The organism is uncultured Traorella sp. (assembly GCF_944327115.1).
Taxonomy (GTDB): Bacteria; Bacillota_I; Bacilli_A; order Erysipelotrichales; family Erysipelotrichaceae; genus Traorella.
In genome coordinates this window covers 37993-59138 of record NZ_CALVGS010000081.1, presented here as the reverse complement: position 1 = coordinate 59138, position 21146 = coordinate 37993, and the positions used below count along the sequence as shown (strand labels likewise).

Annotated in this window: 22 protein-coding genes and 2 tRNA genes; 19 read left to right on the top strand and 5 right to left on the bottom strand. The window is 39.9% G+C overall.

Going from position 1 to position 21146, the window contains the following annotated elements:
- Positions 1-374: 374 nt before the first annotated feature.
- On the top strand, positions 375-710 hold the full coding sequence (locus tag Q0K35_RS07710; RefSeq protein ID WP_294562073.1) for a hypothetical protein: 336 nt from the start codon (positions 375-377) through the stop codon (positions 708-710).
- A 72-nt stretch (positions 711-782) separates the two neighbouring features.
- Here Q0K35_RS07710 and Q0K35_RS07705 read toward each other — a convergent pair whose 3' ends face one another.
- The gene (locus Q0K35_RS07705; protein ID WP_294562072.1) at positions 783-1577 is read right to left on the bottom strand and encodes a gluconate 5-dehydrogenase; all 795 of its coding nucleotides are present in this window, start codon (positions 1575-1577) and stop codon (positions 783-785) included.
- Positions 1578-1747: 170 nt separating this feature from the next.
- On the opposite strand from Q0K35_RS07705, the gene epsC reads away from it, so the two are divergent.
- From epsC to Q0K35_RS07660, 9 genes are all read left to right on the top strand, one after another.
- Positions 1748-2314, top strand: coding sequence for a serine O-acetyltransferase EpsC (epsC, locus tag Q0K35_RS07700; RefSeq protein ID WP_294562071.1), 567 nt, complete (start codon positions 1748-1750; stop codon positions 2312-2314).
- A gap of 53 nt (positions 2315-2367) precedes the next feature.
- Positions 2368-3660, top strand: coding sequence for a M18 family aminopeptidase (locus Q0K35_RS07695; protein ID WP_294562070.1), 1293 nt, complete (start codon positions 2368-2370; stop codon positions 3658-3660).
- 2 nt (positions 3661-3662) lie between these two features.
- Positions 3663-4670, top strand: coding sequence for an aspartate--ammonia ligase (asnA, locus tag Q0K35_RS07690; RefSeq protein ID WP_294562069.1), 1008 nt, complete (start codon positions 3663-3665; stop codon positions 4668-4670).
- Positions 4671-4683: 13 nt separating this feature from the next.
- The gene (locus Q0K35_RS07685) at positions 4684-5841 is read left to right on the top strand and encodes an NADP-dependent malic enzyme (protein ID WP_294562068.1); all 1158 of its coding nucleotides are present in this window, start codon (positions 4684-4686) and stop codon (positions 5839-5841) included.
- Positions 5838-6686: a fumarate hydratase gene (locus Q0K35_RS07680; protein WP_294562067.1), complete on the top strand. Its 849-nt coding sequence runs from the start codon at positions 5838-5840 to the stop codon at positions 6684-6686. The genes Q0K35_RS07685 and Q0K35_RS07680 overlap by 4 nt, the downstream gene beginning before the upstream one ends.
- Positions 6683-7198 (top strand): FumA C-terminus/TtdB family hydratase beta subunit, encoded by a 516-nt coding sequence (locus Q0K35_RS07675; protein ID WP_294562066.1) that lies wholly within the window; start codon positions 6683-6685, stop codon positions 7196-7198. The genes Q0K35_RS07680 and Q0K35_RS07675 overlap by 4 nt, the downstream gene beginning before the upstream one ends.
- Before the next feature lie 78 nt (positions 7199-7276).
- A complete protein-coding gene (locus tag Q0K35_RS07670) occupies positions 7277-7963 on the top strand; it encodes a biosynthetic peptidoglycan transglycosylase (RefSeq protein WP_294562065.1) in 687 nt (228 codons plus the stop codon).
- 76 nt (positions 7964-8039) lie between these two features.
- Positions 8040-8921 (top strand): phosphatase PAP2 family protein, encoded by an 882-nt coding sequence (locus Q0K35_RS07665; RefSeq protein ID WP_294562064.1) that lies wholly within the window; start codon positions 8040-8042, stop codon positions 8919-8921.
- A 13-nt stretch (positions 8922-8934) separates the two neighbouring features.
- Positions 8935-9600 (top strand): N-acetylmuramoyl-L-alanine amidase, encoded by a 666-nt coding sequence (locus Q0K35_RS07660; RefSeq protein WP_294562063.1) that lies wholly within the window; start codon positions 8935-8937, stop codon positions 9598-9600.
- Positions 9601-9975: 375 nt separating this feature from the next.
- Here the strand turns inward: Q0K35_RS07660 and Q0K35_RS07655 are convergent, their stop codons facing one another.
- From Q0K35_RS07655 to Q0K35_RS07640, 4 genes are all read right to left on the bottom strand, one after another.
- Positions 9976-10458: a hypothetical protein gene (locus tag Q0K35_RS07655; RefSeq protein ID WP_294562062.1), complete on the bottom strand. Its 483-nt coding sequence runs from the start codon at positions 10456-10458 to the stop codon at positions 9976-9978.
- A gap of 167 nt (positions 10459-10625) precedes the next feature.
- Positions 10626-10701: transfer RNA gene (locus Q0K35_RS07650), tRNA-Ala, on the bottom strand.
- Positions 10702-10719: 18 nt separating this feature from the next.
- A tRNA-Ile gene (locus tag Q0K35_RS07645) sits at positions 10720-10796 on the bottom strand.
- 74 nt (positions 10797-10870) lie between these two features.
- Entirely contained in the window at positions 10871-11410 is a 540-nt protein-coding gene (locus tag Q0K35_RS07640; RefSeq protein ID WP_294562061.1) for an NUDIX hydrolase, read from the bottom strand.
- Between the two features lie 88 nt (positions 11411-11498).
- Here Q0K35_RS07640 and Q0K35_RS07635 point away from each other — a divergent pair, with 88 nt between their 5' ends.
- The 9 genes from Q0K35_RS07635 (at position 11499) to pstB (ending at position 21145) form a co-directional block, all read left to right on the top strand.
- Entirely contained in the window at positions 11499-12854 is a 1356-nt protein-coding gene (locus Q0K35_RS07635) for an MATE family efflux transporter (RefSeq protein ID WP_294562060.1), read from the top strand.
- A 168-nt stretch (positions 12855-13022) separates the two neighbouring features.
- On the top strand, positions 13023-14465 hold the full coding sequence (malQ, locus tag Q0K35_RS07630; RefSeq protein WP_294562059.1) for a 4-alpha-glucanotransferase: 1443 nt from the start codon (positions 13023-13025) through the stop codon (positions 14463-14465).
- A 58-nt stretch (positions 14466-14523) separates the two neighbouring features.
- Positions 14524-15168 carry a lysoplasmalogenase family protein gene (locus Q0K35_RS07625; RefSeq protein ID WP_294562058.1) on the top strand — a complete coding sequence of 215 codons (645 nt, stop codon included), beginning with the start codon at positions 14524-14526 and terminating at the stop codon, positions 15166-15168.
- A gap of 101 nt (positions 15169-15269) precedes the next feature.
- Positions 15270-16796 (top strand): cardiolipin synthase, encoded by a 1527-nt coding sequence (gene cls, locus Q0K35_RS07620; RefSeq protein WP_294562057.1) that lies wholly within the window; start codon positions 15270-15272, stop codon positions 16794-16796.
- A 10-nt stretch (positions 16797-16806) separates the two neighbouring features.
- Positions 16807-17667 (top strand): patatin family protein, encoded by an 861-nt coding sequence (locus tag Q0K35_RS07615; RefSeq protein WP_294562056.1) that lies wholly within the window; start codon positions 16807-16809, stop codon positions 17665-17667.
- A gap of 150 nt (positions 17668-17817) precedes the next feature.
- Positions 17818-18675, top strand: coding sequence for a substrate-binding domain-containing protein (locus Q0K35_RS07610; protein WP_294562055.1), 858 nt, complete (start codon positions 17818-17820; stop codon positions 18673-18675).
- A gap of 1 nt (position 18676) precedes the next feature.
- On the top strand, positions 18677-19525 hold the full coding sequence (pstC, locus tag Q0K35_RS07605; protein WP_294562054.1) for a phosphate ABC transporter permease subunit PstC: 849 nt from the start codon (positions 18677-18679) through the stop codon (positions 19523-19525).
- On the top strand, positions 19525-20409 hold the full coding sequence (gene pstA, locus Q0K35_RS07600) for a phosphate ABC transporter permease PstA (RefSeq protein ID WP_294562053.1): 885 nt from the start codon (positions 19525-19527) through the stop codon (positions 20407-20409). Before pstC ends, pstA begins: the two co-directional genes overlap by 1 nt.
- Positions 20396-21145 carry a phosphate ABC transporter ATP-binding protein PstB gene (pstB, locus tag Q0K35_RS07595; RefSeq protein WP_294562052.1) on the top strand — a complete coding sequence of 250 codons (750 nt, stop codon included), beginning with the start codon at positions 20396-20398 and terminating at the stop codon, positions 21143-21145. The genes pstA and pstB overlap by 14 nt, the downstream gene beginning before the upstream one ends.
- Position 21146: the final 1 nt, after the last annotated feature.

Genomic DNA, 21146 nt, shown 5'->3' with positions numbered 1-21146 from the left:
CCGCGAAGCGGCCAGATTTTCATAGAAATGTCAATAGTTTTCAAATAAAAAAAGAACCCCTCACTTTTATTTTTGTAAGAGATTCATAAATTTAGCTTTTTGTCAAATTCTTATTTTAGTTGCATTGCATGGTACTCCCTCCTTTTATTTATGGCACCTACTATTTTATATCCATGAAATGGTCATTTTTCCCAAAAAAAGAATGAAAAAGTTTATTTTTTCATTATTTATGAATAGAAATGATGATCCTCCTGTGAACAGCACAGGAGGATGTTTTATGATAAAATAAAAATGGGTTTGGAAATAAGAAGTACAGAGTTATAATTATGTTGTTTTATATTGATTATAATATAATGGAATTTAGGAGAAAATTTATGAAAAAAATCATGTCAGTGTTGATCGTAATCACTTGTTTCTTAGGATTAGGCGGATGTAAAAAGGACGTCAATGATATTGATGATGAATTGTGTGTCAAGGGAGTTGTTTCTGAAACAAGTGATGAATATATCGTTATTGACGTAAATGAAGATGATGATTTATATAAAGATTATTCAAGTGTTATGGTTTCGCTTGATGTGGAAATTAAAGATGACATGAAAGATTTTACTGTTGGAGATGAAGTAGCTGTTTATTATGGCAGTATCAAACAAAGTCAGCCACCTCAGATTCATGAAGTTTATAAAATTCTTTATATCGGTGTTTCTAAATAAAAATATGTATTGGATCCAAAGTGGTTTGTTGGCCGTAAAAGAAAAAAGTCCAGTATTGCTACTGGACAAATTTTATTGTGGCTGTTTGCCGATATATGCCAAGATACCGCCATCGACATAGAGAATATGTCCGTTGACAAAATTGCTGGCATCAGAAGCAAGGAATACGGCTGGTCCCATCAGATCTTCGGTAGTGCCCCATCGAGCTGCCGGTGTCTTCGAAATGATGAACTTATTGAATGGATGACCTTCTGTTCGTAAAGGTGCGGTCTGAGGTGTTTCGATGTATCCCGGACCGATACCGTTACATTGAATATTGTATTCACCGTATTCAGAAGCAATATTTCTGGTTAACATTTTTAATCCGCCCTTGGCAGCAGCATAAGCAGATACGGTTTCACGGCCAAGCTCACTCATCATGGAACAGATGTTGATGATCTTTCCATGTCCTTTTTTGATCATGGAAGGAATAACTGCCTTGGACACGATAAATGGTCCATTTAAGTCAATATCAACCACTTTACGGAAATCATCAGCACTCATTTCGATCATTGGGATACGCTTGATGATACCGGCATTATTGACAAGAATATCAATGACACCTATTTCTTCTTCAATTTTTTTCACAAGCCCTTGAACGGCTTTTTCATCAGTGACATCACATACATAGCCATGAGCTTCGATGCCGGCTTCTTTATAGGCTTTTAAACCTTTGTCAACCAATTCCTGATTGATATCATTAAATGCGATTGTAGCACCTGATTTCGCAAAACCACTGGCAATCGCAAAACCAATTCCATAAGAAGCGCCCGTAACTAAAGCGACCTTGCCGTCTAAACGGAAGCTTTCCGGAGTAAATTCTTTCATTTTATGTACCTTCTTTCTTTATTCCCTTTAAGTATACTTTTGTTTGATTTGAATTTCAACTCTCTTGTTGGGCAGAATAAAAGGGAATTTTTTTATTTTGATGGTTCATAAGTCACACCATTTGCATCTTTTTCTCATATCATATAATATAAATAAAAGGATGTGAGAGTATGAATTGGTTTTCATTATTAAATTACAATTTAAACCGGGTCATGGAAGTTGATCCTGCCGCTAAAAGCAAGCTTGAAGTATTGCTTTTATATCCGCATATCAATGCGTTGATTCATTATCGGATCGGTCATTTCTTCTATACGCATAAATGGTATTTCGTAGCTCGCTTATTCGGACAGATGGGACGGTTTTGGACAAATATCGAAATTCATCCCGGAGCCACGATTGGCAAAGGGTTGATCATTGACCATGGAACCGGTTGTGTGATCGGTGAAACAACAGTGATCGGTGATGACTGCCTCTTGTATCACGGAGTCACCTTGGGTGGTAATGGGAAAGAAAGGGCCAAGCGTCATCCTACCTTGAAAAATCATGTCATGGTCGGCTGCAACGCCAGCGTATTGGGAAATATCACGATCGGAAATAATGTCCAGATCGGAGCAAATAGCGTTGTGGTAAAGGATATCGGGGACGATGAGGTGGCTTATGGATTAGCTGCAAGCATCAAAGAAGTAAAAAAGCAGGAGCATGAAAAATGCCCGATCATAGAAAATGTAAATGAGTGATTTCTTCGCTCATTTTCTTTTGAATTATGATACAATGTTGAGGAGGTGATTTGATGAAACATATAGAAGAATGCTTGACATTTATTCATGACTCATCAAGCATGTTTCATGCGGTAGAGAATGTGAAGAAAAAATGTGTTAATTTTATTGAATTGAGCGAAGGGGAAAGATGGCAGCTTGAAAAAGGGAAAAGCTATATCGTTACACGTAATCATTCATCCGTGATTGCATTTACGATCGGAAAATATATGGATGATCTGGCATTTAATATCTGTGCCTCACATACGGATTCACCGACCTTTAAATTAAAGGTTAATGGAGAAGTAGAGGCCAATCATGTCTTAAAGGGCAATGTTGAAGGCTATGGAGGCATGATCATGAATACGTGGCTTGATCGTCCGTTGCGTCTGGCAGGCAGGGTCTGTATCCGTCGTAATGGAAAGGTTGAAGAGGTTTTATATGATTCTAAAACAGCGGTTTGTACTATTCCTAATGTTGCGATCCATATGAATCGTAAGCTTAATGACGGCTATGTCTATAATCCGCAAAATGATATGATGCCTCTTTTTAGTTCGACCTTAAAAAAGGGTGCGTTGAAGAAGAGGATCTGTGAAGATCTAAATATACGTGAAGAGGATTATATCAGCAGTGATCTTTATTTGGTCATTGATGAAAAGGGAAAGGTATTCGGATTGCAGAATGAATTTTTCTCAAGTCCTAAAATTGATAATCTGGAAAGTGTTTATGCAACTTTAATTGCTTTTTTAAATTCAACGAATGAGCGTCGTGTCAATATCTTTGCGGCTTTTGATAATGAAGAGGTAGGAAGCAATACGAAGCAGGGAGCTGATTCTTCCTTTTTGGAGGATGTAATGAGAAGGATTCAAAAGAGCCTGAATTATACGTATGAAGAATATCTGATGTCCCTTGTTCATTCGATGATGTTAAGTGTCGATAATGCCCATGCTTTGCATTATAATCATCCTGAATTTTATGATGCAAATAATGCAGTGTATATGAATGAGGGCGTGGTGATCAAATCAAATGCCAATCAGCAATATACCAGTGATGCGGTTTCAGTGGCTTTGTTTACAGAAATATGCCGGAAGCATGAAATTCCTTATCAATTTTTCGTCAACCGCAGTGATGTACGTGGGGGATCTACTTTAGGGAATATCTCGACTTCCCATGTATCGATCAAAAGCGTGGATATCGGTTGTGCACAGTTAGCGATGCATTCCAGTGTGGAGTGTGCGGGTGTTGAGGATATTGAACATATGATCCATGCCTGTACGGCTTTCTATGATTCAAATCTGCATGAAAAAGATCATCAGTGGGAGCTTTGATTATGAGTAAACTGATCTTGCCTGAAAATTATGATAATCCGCTTTCTTATTTAGATAGTGAGATTGCGATAAAAATCGTAAAGGACCAGTTTGAAAAACGATTGGCGGACTGCTTGAACCTGGTTCGTGTTTCGGCGCCGCTTTATGTTTCTAAGAAAAGCGGGTTGAATGATGATCTTAATGGTGTTGAGCGGCCGGTCAGCTTTGAGATCAAGGATCTGGATGAGCAGGTAGAGGTGGTACATTCATTGGCCAAATGGAAAAGGGCTGCTTTGAATCGTTATGATCTGAGAGGCTTTCAAGGCCTTTATACGGATATGAATGCGATTCGTCGTGATGAAGAATTAGATAATCTGCATTCGGTATATGTCGATCAGTGGGACTGGGAGAAGGTTATTTCCAGAGAAGACCGTAATCTTGATACATTAAAGGAAACGGTCTTGAAGATCGTGAAGGCGATCGTTCAGACACAGACGATCTTACGCTATGCTTATCCGCAATTAAAACCGATGGTCAGCAACAATGTTTTCTTTATTACCACCCAGCAGTTAGAGGATCTTTATCCGGATCTGGCGCCAAAGGAAAGAGAGGATGCAATCTGCCGCAAACATTCTACCGTCTTTTTGATGAAGATTGGTGATCGTTTGAAAAGCGGTCAAAGACATGATGGGCGTGCTCCTGACTATGATGACTGGCAGCTGAATGGAGATTTGCTCGTTTATTATCCGCTATTGGATCGCTCGTTCGAGCTGAGCAGCATGGGAATTCGTGTTGATGAGAAAAGCCTCGTCAGTCAATGTGAAAAAGCTCATGCCAGTGAGCGATTGCATTATCCGTTTCACCAACAGATTCTTGAAGGAAAATTGCCTTTAACGATCGGCGGCGGCATCGGACAGTCACGTTTATGTATGCTTTTATTGAACAAGGCTCATATCGGTGAGGTCCAGGTATCGATGTGGAGCGAAGAAATGCGTAAAAAATGTAAAGAAAATAAGATCAATTTATTATAAGGAGTGTTTTTTTATGAGCAGCGTGTATGAAGAATCATTAAAGTTACATGAAGAACATAAAGGAAAGCTGGAAGTGGTCAGCAAGGTCAAAGTCAAGAATATGCATGACCTCAGTCTTGCTTATACACCGGGGGTTGCCGAGGCTTGTCGCAAGATCCATGAAAATCGTGAGGATGTTTATAAATATACGACCAAGGGCAATACGGTAGCGGTCGTGAGCGATGGTTCAGCGGTCTTGGGATTAGGAAATATCGGTCCTTGGGCTGCAATGCCGGTCATGGAAGGAAAATCTATCTTATTCAAGGAATTTGCAGGCATCGATGCTTTTCCGATCTGTTTGGATACACAGGATAGCGAAGAGATCATTCGTATCGTAAAAGCCTTGTCGCCGACATTTGGCGGTATTAATCTGGAGGATATTTCTGCACCTCGCTGTTTTGAGATCGAACGACGTTTAAAAGAAGAATGTGATATTCCGGTTTTTCATGATGATCAGCATGGTACGGCCATTGTTGTCAGTGCCGGAATCATCAATGCGTTGAAGCTGGTGAAAAAAGATATAGAAACCGCCCGCTTCGTCATTAATGGTGCCGGTAGTGCGGGAATCAGCATTGCCCGTCTTTTACTGCAGCTAGGTATGAAAAACTGTGTGCTCGTAGATAAGAACGGTGCCTTGTGTGAAGGAGAGCCATGGATGAATGATGCGCAAAAGGAAATGGCTCAGCTTACCAATCAAGAGAAAATACAGGGAGATTTAAAGAAGGTGATCGCCGGTCGTGATGTTTTCATCGGGGTCAGCGCACCGCATGTACTGACAGCAGAGATGGTAAGTACGATGAATCAAGATGCCATTATTTTCGCAATGGCCAACCCGACACCGGAGATCATGCCGGATGAGGCGAAAAAGGGCGGTGCCAGAGTGATTGCGACAGGAAGAAGTGATTTCCCAAATCAGATCAATAATGTGCTCGTATTCCCGGGCATCTTCCGCGGTGCTTTGGATGCACGTGCCAAGGATATCACAGAAGCGATGAAATTAGCGGCCGCAAAAGCCATTGCCGGCATTGTCAGCGATGATGAATTGAATGAAGAGTATATCATTCCTGATGCCTTTAATCCGAAAGTGGCTCAGGTCGTAGCTGAGGCTGTAAAAAAAGAGGCCTTAAAATGAAAGAGATCAGCGTTTTGAAACTTCAAGACAAGATCAGGGAAATGGTCCAGCAGGTTAATTTTCATTATCCACAGGATATTGAAGAACTCTTAAGAGAAGCCGGACAAAAGGAAACGAATCCTTTGGGAAAAGAAATTTTAGAGTTATTAGAAAGAAACAGTCAGATTGCCGCGGAAAAAAGAATCCCGATCTGTCAGGATACAGGGATGGTCATCGTTTTTATTGAGATCGGACAGGAAGTACATCTGGTCGATGGTTCTTTAAATGAAGCCATTCAAAAAGGAGTAGCCTTAGGATATGAAGAAGGCTATTTACGCAAAAGCATCGTTGCCGATCCTCTTTTTCACCGTATCAATACACAAGACAATACCCCTTGTATCATCTATCCGGTGATCGTTGACGGTGATGCTGTGAAACTAACGGTTAGCTGTAAAGGTTTTGGCAGTGAAAATATGTCGGTCATAAGGATGTTGAAACCGGCAGAGGGTGTTGAAGGGGTCAAGAGAACGATCCTTGATGCCATTAAAAATGCCGGACCGAATGCCTGCCCGCCGATGGTCGTAGGTGTCGGTATCGGTGGCAGCTTTGATTATGCGGCTGTTCTTGCGAAAAAAGCAACTTTACGTGACTGCTCGCTTGAAAATCCCGATCCTGAATATGCTCAATTGGAAAGGGAGCTTCTTGAAGAAGCTAATCAGCTGAACATCGGACCTCAGGGACTTGGAGGAAAGACAAGCGTTTTAAAGATCAATATCGAGCAGGCACCGACCCATATTGCCGGCCTGCCGGTAGCTGTCAATATCTCATGTCATATCACACGACATATCAGTGAGGTGATCATATGAAAATAACCTTACCCCTGACCAAAGAAATTTGTGATAAGCTTCATGCAGGTGATTCCTTGCAGCTAAGCGGAGTCATCTATACGGCTCGTGATGCGGCGCATAAGCGTCTTGTCGAGATGATCCATAATAATGAGAAGCTTCCTTTTGAATTGGAAAATGCCTGTATTTATTATGTAGGGCCGACACCTGCACCTCCACATGCAATCGTAGGCAGTGCCGGACCGACAACGAGCATGCGTATGGATGCCTATGCACCCCTTCTTTATGATTTAGGGGTCCGTGCTACGATTGGAAAAGGATATCGTACGCAACAGGTCAAGGATGCTATTGTGCGCAACCATGCCTGCTATCTCATCTGTATCGGCGGTGCAGGTGCTCTTTTGAGCCAATGCATCAAAAAAGCGGAATGTATTGCTTTTGAAGATTTAAAAGCAGAAGCGATCTATCGCTATGAAGTAGAAGACTTTCCTTGCATCGTAGCGATCGATTCTCATGGCAACAGTGTCTATTAACCTTACATTTTGCTTACACTTATGCAAGAAAGCCCCTTTTTAAGTGAAATTTGTGTATAATGAAATCGGGTGATCAAGATGAAGAGGTTAATCAAATGGACACTTTCAATCATTTTACTTATTTTTATCATATTGACGTCCTTAGGATTTGTGGAATATAAAAAGGCACTTAGTGAAATATCGCTGAAGGATAAAATCGCTCAGATTCAGGCGAAAGATGATTATGTCGAGATCGAAGATATCAGTGATTATGTCATCAAGGCAACGATCTCAACCGAGGATCAGCGCTTCTATTCGCATTGCGGTGTAGATTTCATTGCTTATGGAAGGATTGCCTATGTCCTTTTGACAACAGGACAGCTGAGCGGTGGTGGAAGCACGATCACACAGCAATTGGCAAAAAATCTTTATTTTGGTTATGAGCCTTCGATCATAAGAAAATTTGCGGAATTTTTCATGGTTCATGATATCGAAAGTCAATATGACAAAGATACGATATTGGAGATTTATCTAAATATCATTAATTATGGTGATAATCATATCGGTATCTATCAGGCAAGTGAGGGCTATTTCGGGAAAGAACCAAAGGATCTGACCTTTAATGAAGCAACCCTTGTCGTCGGTATCCCGCAGTCACCCAGCAATTACCAGCTCAGTGATCATGCTGAAAATGCCTATAAACGGCAGCAGGCGGTCATTCAGACACTGATTGATACCCAGACCTTTACTGAAGATGAAATACAAGAACTGATGGACTCAAATTGAGTCCTTTTTACTTACAGAATTGAAATAAAAAATGAAATGATTTATGTTAAGATAAATAAAGATAGGAGGATTTGTTTTGAAGTTATATTCCCATAGACAATTATTTATATTCTTGTTTGTGATCATAAGCCTGATGCTTTTAGGATCTTTCTTTGATTATCAGATATCTTTAAAACTTTATGATGCCAAGCATATGTTCGGTATCCTTTTATCGGCGTATGGGCAGCTTCCTGCCATGTTATGTCTGATTGGCGGGGGCGGACTGCTGATGAAAGATGTCTTTGACCGACAAACAAGAAAAGAAACATTTATCATAACGTTCATCTTTGTTTTTATATTAAATCTTTTTGTTTTTGTCATGCTTTCCTTTGATACGCTTAAATATATTCCGCAGATGCCTCTTTCTATCGCTGTCATCATTTCGCTTTTCATCATCATAACTGTAAATATCATCATCTTTCGGTTATGTGAAAATAAGGATCATGATATGCTCCAGAAAATTGCATGGTTTCTTATCTTGACACCGATACTTACTTTACTTGTTGTCAATATCATCAAAATATTCTGGCAGCGTCCACGCATGCGTTTTATTTCAACACATCCGGAAATTTCTTTTCAGCCATGGTGGATGATCGGTAATTCATTGAAAGAACCGTTAAGCATGCAGGGGATACCTGCAGATGAATTTAAATCATTTCCTTCAGCACATACGGCCTGTGCTGCCTGCTGCTTTACGACAGGTGTGCTTTTATTGTTAAATAAACGTTTTGAAGGTAAAGGATATCTTTTATTTTCTATAAGCTTCATCTTTACATTGATGGTCGGATTGTCAAGGATCGTTGCCGGCGCTCATTTTTTAAGCGATATTACATGTGGAATGGCGATTTCTTTTTTCATACAGGCATTGTTGGCTAAAAAAATCTTTCATATAAAAAGTGTCAAGATGAAGGAGCGATGACATATAATGAAATATGAAAAAATTACGATGGGTCTTTATTTTGTTTTTGGCGCTTCTTCTTTTTATTCCTTCTTATGTGAAAACGATCCAGCAGGGGAAGCTTTTAAGTGGTGTGACCGTTGTTTTGGACAGCGGACACGGAGGAAAGGATCTGGGGGCGAGTGATGGAGGGGTCGATGAAGCTCCTTTAAATCTGGCAATTACCAAAAAGCTTGAAGCAAAATTAAAAACCTTAGGATGTCAGGTGATCCTGACACGAAAGGATGAGAATGATCTGGCTTCAATAACTGCCGTTAATCGTAAAAAAGAAGATATGAATAAACGAATCTCAATCATCAATGATGAAAAGAATGATTTATTTATCAGCATTCATATGAATAAATATCAAAGTGAGGATGTCAAAGGGTTTCATGTCTTTTATAAAGATGATGCTTCTAAGATGCTTGCTAGTTATATTCAAGAGAAGGGAAATGTTGTGTTAGAACAGGATAAAACGATTACAAAAGGTAATTTCTTTATTCTAAATGAAAGCAGGATACAGGGTGTTTTGATCGAATGTGGCTTCTTAAGCAATCCTGATGATCGTAAAAAGCTGACATCTGAAAGTTATCAGAATAAGATCGTGGATTGTATTGCTGACAGTCTTGTTGATTATTTTGAAAGCAAGGGAATGAGCTAGCAAACATCATCTATTTTATCTAAAAGAAAGAAACAATTATATAATTATATTTAATAATTTGAATGACTCTCAATATTGATTAATGTGTATCCTTTGGCATAATAAGGTATCTGATAGTGAGTGTTTTGAGGGAATCTTGGAGATATATTGTATTAATCATTGGATTGAAAAAAGAATGATCGAAGCAGTGAAGAAGACAGTAAGCTCATATTTTTGTTGGTTTTTTTCACTGTTTTGGAGTAAACATATTAGGTGAATTTGTAAATGATTATCCAAAATTATTGATTCTTTATTTTTAAGTATTTTATCTGAGTACCTTCATGGGTATTCTTTTCTTTTAATCTAATGTCAAACAATATAAAAAGGGCATCCGCCCTAGTATTTAAATTCTTCTTTCAAAGCATTCTTTACCTGATCCAAAGTTAATCCTTTGCCACTTAAATAATTTTCCATATCTTCTTTCATGGATTCATTGGTAGCATCAGAAAAAGTAACTAATACAGTATCATTATCTACGATATAGGTTTCTGAATCATCACCGTTGACACAATAGATAAGAGTACCGACACCGACACCAAAGGCTTCTACAACCGATGCTTCCTGATCCCCCAGGGTGATATATACTTTGAATTTCACACCGTCATCGTTTTTAGCCAATCCTAAGGTGGAGCCATATGAATTAGTTTCCGTTTCTAATGTAAAGACTTCCTTAACGGCTTCTAAATCACTTTTTTCATTTACTTCTTCCTGCTGTTCGTTTTCGTTGTTTGGCTTATCGGCATTACTGTTATCATTGCCGCAAGCTGTAAGACCTGAACAGAGTCCTAATACAAGTAACATACTTAATAGTTTTTTCATTTTATTTTCCTCCCTGTAATGAAATATGTTTTAATGATTTCTATTGTTTTTCAATAGTTTTTTGTTATTTTTATTATATCATATAAAATATGAATTGAAATTCATTTGTTGATTATAAAAAAACGAGTTATAAGCATTTATGCTTCTAACTCGTTTGTCTGCTTACATGGTGGAGCTTAAGGGACTCGAACCCTTGACCCCCTGCGTGCAAAGCAGGTGCTCTCCCAGCTGAGCTAAAACCCCATGTATATTTTAAATCGATGGTGGGCCTGAATGGACTTGAACCAACGACCTCACCCTTATCAGGGGTGCGCTCTAACCACCTGAGCTACAGGCCCATATCACCGATTGCTTGTATATAATACCATCAACAAATACACTTGTCAACAAAAAATTTAAAAAAATTAAATCTTTAATCAGATATTTTATTATAAGCTTGAATGGCATATTGAATCGCAATGATCGTCTTGCTGTCACGAATCGTTCCGTTCATCACTTGCTGGTATGCTTCATCCAGGTCAAGGAAATAACTGTTGATGCATTCATCTTCATCCATTGCTTTTGGGTGTTCAACTTTCGTTAAGTTTTTTGCTTCATAGATGTGAAGAACCTCACCGCAAAAACCCGGTGTCGGATAGAAAGTGAAACGTCTGATCATTTCTTCTGCTTTATAACCGGTTTCTTCTTCTAGCTCACGGCTGGCACATACGGCCAGATCTTCATTTGGTTCGATCTTACCTGCCGGTATTTCGATCGTTTCTTCAGAAACGACATAACGATATTGTCGGACAAGCAGAATCGCATGATCTTTGATTGCAAGGATAGCAACACCTCCCGGTGCCTTTACACATTCGCGGTAACTGGTCGTTCCATTTTCACATAAGACTTCATCTTTGGTTACTTTAATGACGCGCCCATCATAAATAAGCTGGCTGTTCAGCTGTTTTTCCATATAATCACCCTTTTCTATTATAAACGATTCTTACTGTCTTGACTATCAAAAAAAGAATATGCTATTCTTGATTCATTGGGGGTCACATATGAATAAATATATAGGAAACAGAAAATTTAATCTGCTGGTAATTTCTATTGCCATTCCGATCATGCTTCAAAATCTGGTGACTACTTCAGTTAATTTAGTCGATTCACTGATGGTCGGTCAGTTGGGAGATGCCGCAATAGGAGGGGTGGCAGCTGTCAATCGCTATTTTATGATCATGAACTATGGGGCATTAGGTGTTATCAATGCCGTGGGAATTTTCATCGCACAGTATTTTGGTGCCGAAAATGAACAGAAAATGAAGGAATCTTTCCGTTTTTCTGTCAGTGCTTCCTATCTTATCATATTACCTTTTTTCTTTGCGGCTTTATTTTTTCCTCGGCAGATCCTGCATTTCTTTACAGATGATGTGCTATTGATCAATGTGGGGGTTGAATATCTGCAAGTCGTCTGCCTTACGTATTTGCCGCTGGGGGCTTCTTTGGCGATCAGCAGTGCCATGAGATGTATTGGTGAAACAAAGATTCCTTTGGCGGTCAGTGTGCTGAGCGTATTGACAAATACTTTTTTTAATTATTGTCTGATTTTTGGTAATTTTGGTTTTCCGCGTCTTGGCGTCAGCGGTGCGGCAATTGCCACGTTGATTGCTCGAATCGTCGAACTGACAGTTTTGCTTTATATCATGAAAAGACGTCATTTTCCGTTTGCAAGCAAAGTCAGTGAGCTTCATCATATTCCTTTTTCGCTTATCAAGATCATCGCTTTTAAGGCGGCTCCTTTATGCCTCAATGAGCTTTTATGGTCAGGGGGCAATGCGATGATGCTGAAGCTGTATGGAACACGTGGCAGTCATGTTCTCAGCGGCTATGCGATCACGACAACGATGACAGATATCTTTTATACTCTTTTTGCGGGCATGGCGGTTGCGACAACGGTCATGGTATCTCAGCAGCTGGGGGCGAATCATCTAAAGGAAGCTAAAGAAAACGGCTATCATATGGTCGGCTTTTCCTTCTTTGTTTCGCTGCTCTTTGCAGGGTTCATGTATCTGATCAGCTTTACGGTGCCATTCTTATACGGCTCAGCCAGCACTGAGGTGATCAGCACCGCCCAAAATATGATCCATGTACAATCGATCTGCTTTATTTTATATACTTTGAATACACAAAATTATTTTATCGTCCGTGCCGGTGGTGATACGAAATCGACATTGATCATGGACAGCGGCTTCATGTGGCTGTTTACGATTCCTCTTCTGTCCTTGATCGCTTATCTGACATCGATCGATATCTATATCATGTATCTGGTGGGACAGACCAGCGAACTTCTCAAACTGATGCTTTCCACAAGGCTATTGCATAAAGAAAAATGGGTGGTGAACCTGACCAAGGCCTGAAATATGCATAAGCTTCAAGGAGCAGTTATGTGATGAAAAATGCAGACAGACAAATGCATATGCCTGAGAATGATTTACAAAGGTATTTTCGTGAAGTCAGCCTTGAAAGAATGGATTTCTGGTGATATATTTTAATTATAAAGTGAGTCATATCAAATAGGAGAAAATATGAGAAAAGCAGGTATTTTATTGGCTGTTTCATCACTGCCTTCATCGTATGGCATTGGTGATTTTGGCGAGAATTGTCTACATTTTATTGACGACCTGAAGAAGAGCGGCTGTCGCAGCTGGCAAATTTTGCCGCTGAATCCTTTAGGTTATGGCAATAGTCCCTATCAAGCCTATTCATCGAAGGCAATGGATGAATTGTATATTTCTTTGGATGAATTGAAGCGGATGGGATTGATCAGGAAAACAAAGAAGTTTCATGCACAGAAAAAAAGTGTCAGTTATGATGAAGTGCGGCATTTTAAAAGCGTCTATTATCAGGAGGCTTATCATAATTTCAAGCAGGATAAGGCTTTTAAAGAGTTTGCTTCGCAAAAATGGGTGATCGAGTATGCTGTGTTTATCGTGTTTAAAAAACAAAATGACATGAAGATCTGGCATGAGTGGCCGCAAGAACAGCAGGATTGGATCAAAGACCATGCTTATGATCTCACACCTCTTACTGAGGCCATCAATTATGAAATCTTTCTTCAATATATTCTTTATCAGCAATGGATGAGGGTAAAGGCTTATGCGAATGAAAATGATATTGAAATCATAGGTGATCTGCCGATTTATGTAGGAATTGACAGTGTTGATGTCTGGGCCAATCAGAATTATTTCTTGCTTGATGATCACTCCCATCCGACTTTTATTGCCGGTGTACCCCCTGATTATTTCAGCGTTACCGGACAGCGCTGGGGGAATCCGCTTTACGATTGGGATTATATGAAACAGCATGATTTTGATTTCTGGTGTGATCGACTGGCTTATAATACAAAGCTTTTTGATGTGATCCGAATCGATCATTTCCGTGCCTTTGATACTTATTGGAAGATTCCTGTCAGCTGTCCTACGGCTGTTGAAGGAGAATGGGTAGAGGCTCCGGGTTATGAATTATTCGATGTGTTGTTTGCAAGGATAGAAAATTTGAAGATCATAGCTGAAGATTTAGGTAATCTTCGTCCGGAGGTGCTCAAACTGAGAGATCATTTCCATCTGCCGGGCATGAAGGTGCTGCAGTTTACCTTTAATCCGCAAACACCGTATGCGAATGATGTTGAAAATGTGGTGGCATATACAGGGACTCATGATAATCAGCCGCTGGTAAGCTGGCTGAACTCACAGACCTCTTCTTTCAAAAGAAGGACCAGAGTCTTTTTGGATACGGCCGGCTATCATTATGAAAGTGTGATTGACAACCTGATGGCTTTTTTGATGAACAGCAAAGCCGATAGGGTTATCCTTCCGATGCAGGATATCTTACATTTAAATGCGAAAAGCCGTATGAATATTCCGGGAACGCTGTTGGATACAAACTGGACATGGAAATTGGCTGATTTCAAAGATTTTGAGAAAAAATTGGAGATGCTTTCAGATATGATTCGCTCATCGCAAAGATAGTCATATTTTTCATTGTGATAAGAGGTAAGATATGTCATAATGAAAGAGGGAAGCGATTATGGAAGAAATGTTGCTGATGATCTATATCATTTGCTTTGGACTATTGATGCTGGCAGTCTATGGGAAGGGTTATGCCAAATATTATCTTATGTTTAAATCAATGACAAGTGTTATTTTTGTCATGCTTGCTTGCTGGGTGATGAGAGAAAAGCTGTTTTGGCTATGGCTGATGGCTTTTCTTTTTTGTTTTCTGGGGGATGTGCTGTTAGGGATGGATGAGCGGAAGGAGAAAAACCGTTTCTTTGTGTGGGGGCTTGTAAGCTTTGTGACAGGCCATGTGTTTTTCATCATAAGGATGAGCGGGCTGACTTCTTTTGAATTGTGGGATCTGGTCTTGCCTGCCGGTATTGCTCTTGTGACATTTTTTTTGATCCGTCATCCGAAATTTCATGTAGGGGTTCATAAGCGCGCTGTCATTCTTTATTCATTGATCGTTACGCTGCTTTGTGTCAAAGGATATGATATGTTGCTGCTGGATAGATATTATTGGAATGTTTTTGTTGGCAGCGTGTTGTTTTTCATTTCTGATTTTCTTTTGCTTTTTATTTATTTTTATGAGGATAAGCTGAAGATCATGCGTTTTTTTAACTTGCTGACATATTATGGCGCAGTTTTTTTGCTTGCATGTACGGTATTCAGATAAATGAAATATTAAATTTTTAAGGGATAAATTTTCACATGTGGAAAAGTATCTCTTTTTTTTAAGGTATAATTAGGTTATAATACTCAGTAAAAGGAGAGATTATGAAGAAAAGATTGATCAATATTTTATTTAGTAAAATGATGATTACGGCTTATATCATCTTATTCGAGCTTTTTTTGATCTTTTTGTTCGTATCTTTTCTTTCATCGATATCAAAGCTGATTTCATTGATTCTAAAAGTATTCAGTGTGCTTATGGTAATCTATGTCTATAACCGTAATGACAATCCTTCATATAAGCTGGCATGGACTTCGGTGATCTTGGCACTGCCAACGGTCGGTGGCGTGCTGTATTTGCTTTTCGGGGGTAAAAAGGTATCTAAAGAATTGCGGCGGATCATTGCCCGTTCCAATGATGATACCAAGGGAATCATGCTTCAGGAGGAAAGGCTTCTTGAGAAATTAAGAAGAGAAAATATTGAGGCGGCCAAGCAGGCGAATTATCTGATGAAGTATGCGGGCTATCCTTGTCTGAGTCAAACGGAAACGACTTTTATTGCCAGTGGTCAACAATATTATGAATTGATGATGGAGGAGATCAAGAAGGCCGAGAAATTTATCTTTCTTGAATATTTCATTCTTGAAGAAGGAAAGATGTGGAATGATATTCTTGAGGTTCTTTGTGAGAAGGCAAAAAAGGGTGTGGATGTACGTCTGATCTATGATGATGTTGGCTGTATCGTCAAGCTGGAAGACGGGTATGATGCAAAGATCAACCAGATGGGGATCCGTTGCAAGGTGTTTAATCCGATCAGGGCCCGTTTGGCGATTCAGATGAATAATCGTGATCATCGTAAGATTACGGTCATTGATAACAAAGTGGGCTTTACCGGTGGAATCAATCTGGCTGACGAATATATGAATATCAAAGAGGTTTATGGTCATTGGCGTGATCAGGGAATCATGCTGAAGGGTGATGCGGTCGCTTCTTTAACGTTCATGTTCCTTCAATTCTGGGATTACGGTGAAAGCGTCAAGAGTAATTTTGCTTCGTATATGACGCCTTATCCAGGCAGGGACGACGGCTATGTGATTCCTTTTAGCGATGCTCCGACCGATGATGAGAGCGTGGGTCAGAATGTTCATTTGAATATCATCCATGCAGCAAAAGAATATATCTTCATTCAGACACCTTATCTGATATTGGATAATGTCGTACGGGATGGTTTGGCTCTTGCCAGCAAAAATGGTGTAGATGTTCGTATCATGGTTCCTTATATCCCGGATAAAAAGCTGGTCAATCAGGTAACGAAGTCGAATTATGAATATCTTTTGGAAAGCGGTGTACGTATTTATGAATATACGCCCGGCTTTGTTCATGCGAAGACACTGATCAGCGATGATGAATTTGGTGTGATCGGGAGCATTAATTTTGATTATCGAAGCTATTTTCTGCATTTTGAATGTGGTGTGTGGATGTATAAATCTAAAGCGATCCTGGATTGTCGGGATGATTTTTTGAGGACGCTGGATGAATGTCATGAGATCACTTATCAGGAATATATGAAAACAAATGCTTTGGTACGTATCTTGCGTTCGATTTTGAATTTGTTTTCACCGTTATTATAAGGGGGTACATATGAGTAAGATTGGTTTGATATGTGAAGGAGGAGGAACAAAAGCGGCTTATACAGCAGGTGTTCTGGAATGTTTTTTGGATCAGGATATTGAATTTCCGTATGCTGCGGGAATCAGTGCGGGGGCATTTTGTCTGCTGTCGTATGTTTCCAAGCAGAAGGATCGCTTGCGTGTTACCGGTGTCGATTCGACTGCCCGCAAGGAAGCGGTAGGCTTATATCCGATCCTTCATGAAAGGGCTGTTTTTGGTATCAATTCAACCTATGATTTTGTGGAAGAGAAGGTTCCGCTGGATATCAAGACCTTTCGTGAAAATCCATGCGAATTGGAAATGGGTCTTTATAATATAGAAACAGGAAAGGTCGAATACTTTAATAAGCAGCAGTATTCTGAAGACGGACTGATCGTTAAGGCGGCTTGTGCTCTTTTGATGCTGACCCATCCTGTCAAGATCAATGGCAAAAGATATATGGATGGCGGTTTGGTCGACATGATCCCGATCGAACAGGCTTTGCGGAATGACTGCAAGGGTGTGGTCTTTATTTCGACGAAGGAAGAAAATTATGTGCGTAAGCCGGCACCTAAGTGGCAGATGTGTCTGGCAAGGATCTTGTTTCGTAAGGAGCCTTATATCGCAAAGGATCTGAGCATTCGTCATGAAAATTATCATAAACAATGGAATAAGGTAAAAGAGCTTGAAAAGGAAAACCGGGCACTGATCTTACGTCCGAGCATGGATATGGGGATTACTCGTTATACGACCGATGGTGAGAAGCTGGGCAAGTGGTATGATTTAGGATATAAGGATACGCTGAAAAGAATTGATGAGATTCGCTCTTTTATGAATGAAATAAAGGAATGATGATCAAGCTGTCAAGTGTAAAGAAATGTAAAGAGAGTGGTTAATCACTTTCTTTTCTTTTTACGGTGAATTTACATACGAATGCTGATTCTTTTACATACTATGACTATAATAAAGGACGTAGTTAAAAAAAGGAGAGATTGTAAAACTATGAAAAAACTTTTAAAAGGTATCGTTGCAGCTTTTATGGTCATGAGCGTTGCTGCATGTTCAAATAATGCTTCTGACGATACGATTCATGTATTGACAAGAGAACAGGGAAGTGGAACAAGAGGTGCTTTCATTGAACTGTTTGGAATTGAACAGGAAGATGAAAATGGCGAAAAGGTGGACCATACGACAGAAACAGCAGAAGAAACGAATTCTACTTCGGTCATGCTGACAACTGTACAGGGTGATCCAAATGCGATCGGTTATGTATCACTGGGTTCTTTAAATGATAAAGTGAAGGCAGTAAAGATCGATGGTGCCGTTGCAAGTGTTGATACAGTAAAGGATGGTTCTTATAAGGTATCTCGTCCATTCAATATCGTTACAGGTGAAAATTTAAGCGATTTGGCTTCTGATTTCATTACTTATATCATGAGTGCCCAGGGTCAGGAAGTCATTGAAGAAGAAGGATATATTTCTGAAGGTAATCAGGGTGATTATACTGCTCCACAAGGTTTAAGCGGAACGATCACGGTAGCCGGTTCAAGCTCTGTAACACCGGTAATGGAAAAATTGGCTGAAGCTTATAAGGTTTTAAATCCGGATGTTCAGATTGATGTCCAGCAGTCAGATTCAACAACAGGTGTGAACAATGCGATCGAAGGTTTATGTGATATCGGTATGGCTAGCCGTGAATTAAAGGACAGCGAGCTTGCCAGCGGTGTAAAAGGCACAAAGATCTGTATCGATGGTATTGCTGTTATCGTTAATAATGATAACTCATTGGAAAATTTAACATCTGACCAGGTAATGAAGATCTTTACAGGTGAAATCACTTCCTTCTCAGAAGTGAAGTAAAATGAATTCAATAAAAGAAAAAGGGATGAAGTGGCTGTTTACAGCCGCTGCATCCGCTTCTATTTTATGCGTTTTCCTCATTTGTGCCTTTTTGTTTGTCAATGGTTTTAGCACAATGGGAAAGATCGGCTTTACAGAATTTATCTTTGGTACGGTCTGGAAACCGTTAAACAATATTTTTGGGATACTTCCGATGATATTGGGAAGTGTGGAAGTAACCTTGCTGGCCTTTGTATTCGGTGTTCCGATCGGCCTTCTGTGTGCAATTTTTTTAGTGTATTTCTGTCCTAAGAAGATCTATTCGAAAATGAAAAGCGTGATCGATCTTTTGGCAGGTATTCCTTCCATCGTTTATGGTTTTTTTGGATTGGTATGTATCGTGCCGATTTTTAGAAATTTGTTTGGCGGCAGCGGAAAAAGTATCTTTACCGCTGGTTTTTTACTGGGGATCATGATCTTGCCGACGATCGTCAGCGTATCGGAATCTTCCCTGAAGGCAGTAGATAAGAATTATTATGAAGGTGCCTTGGCTTTAGGAGCTACCCATGAGAGAAGCGTCTTTTTTGCGAGCGTACCGGCAGCCAAATCTGGAATCATTGCAGGGATCATTCTTGGAATGGGCAGGGCGATCGGTGAAACGATGGCGGTCAATTATGTCATTGGGAATCAGGCACTGATGCCATTTGATATTTTTATGGGTGGCCGGACATTGACGACTAATATTGTCTTGGAAATGGGTTATGCGACCGATTTGCATCGTGATGCCTTGATTGCGACAGCTGTGGTATTATTCATTTTCATTTTGATCATCAATCTGTCGTTCGCCTTCTTAAAAAGGAGGATTCGATAATGGTTAAAAAAATAAGTGAGCATCAGCAGGATGCCAATGATCTGCGTATCATTCATAAGGATAAGTTATCGGTCGTGTTAAACGTCTTGGTGAAGATCAGTGCTTTTATAACGATGGCGGTACTGATTATCATGATTGCTTATATTTTGATTACGGGTATTCCAAATATTACCCTTGATCAGTTCTCGCTGGAATACAATACAGAAAATGTATCCATGATGCCGGCCATCATCAATACGCTTTTATATACCGTATTATCTTTGCTGATTGCCCTTCCTTTAGGCATCGGCAGTGCAATCTATCTGGTGGAATATGCGAAAAAAGGAAGTAAATTCGTGGAGATCGTCCGTCTGACAACAGAAACGCTTTCGGGAATTCCTTCCATCATCTTTGGCTTATTCGGATATTTATTCTTGTGTATCTTCTGTGGCTTGGGCTATTCTTTGCTTTCAGGTGTCATTACGCTGTCAATCATCATCCTGCCATTGATCATGAGAACGACTGAAGAGGCGCTTAAGGCAGTGCCTGACAGTTATCGTGAAGGCAGCTATGGTTTGGGTGCCGGAAAGGTAAGAACGATTTTCAAGATCATTTTACCAAGTGCCGTAGGCGGTATCTTAAATGGCATCATCTTAAGTATCGGACGAATCGTCGGGGAAAGTGCAGCATTGATCTATACTGCCGGAACCTTGCCGAATATTGCTTTGAATGTGATGAAATCCGGACGCAGCTTGTCTGTGCATATGTATGCCTTATTAAGTGAAGGGCTTTATACCAATCAGGCTTATGCAACGGCAGTCGTGCTTCTTTTGATGGTGATGCTGATTAATTTCGCATCCAATAAAATCGTAAAGCATATGGGAGGAAAGAATGAGCAAAATTAGTGTTAAGAATCTGGATCTCTGGTATGGGGATTTTCAGGCGTTAAAAAATATCAATATGGATATTGAAGCCAATCAGGTAACAGCATTCATTGGTCCTAGCGGCTGCGGTAAATCTACTTTTTTAAAGTGTTTGAATCGTATGAATGATCTGGTAGAGGGTTGCCGCATCACAGGTGAGATCACTCTGGATGGCGTTGATATCAATTCAAAAATAGATGTGAATCAGTTGCGTAAACGTGTTGGGATGGTTTTCCAAAAACCAAATCCATTCCCGATGAGCGTTTATGATAATATTGCTTTCGGGCCTAAGACACATGGTGTCAAAGATAAGAAGGAATTAGATAAGATCGTTGAAAGAGCTTTGAAGGGTGCTGCCTTATGGGATGAGGTCAAGGATCGCCTGCACAAAAGTGCGTTGGGTCTTTCAGGAGGTCAGCAGCAGCGTTTATGTATTGCCAGAGCGCTGGCCGTTGATCCTGAAGTATTGCTGATGGATGAGCCTACCAGTGCGCTGGATCCGATATCTACTTCAAAGATCGAAGATCTTGTCTTAGAATTGAAAAAGAAATATACGATCATCATCGTGACGCATAACATGCAGCAGGCAGCCCGTATTTCAGATATGACCGCTTTCTTCTTATTGGGTGATCTTATCGAGTACAATAAGACGGATAAGCTGTTCTCGATGCCGGACAACAAGAAAACAGAAGATTACATTACAGGAAGGTTTGGTTAAT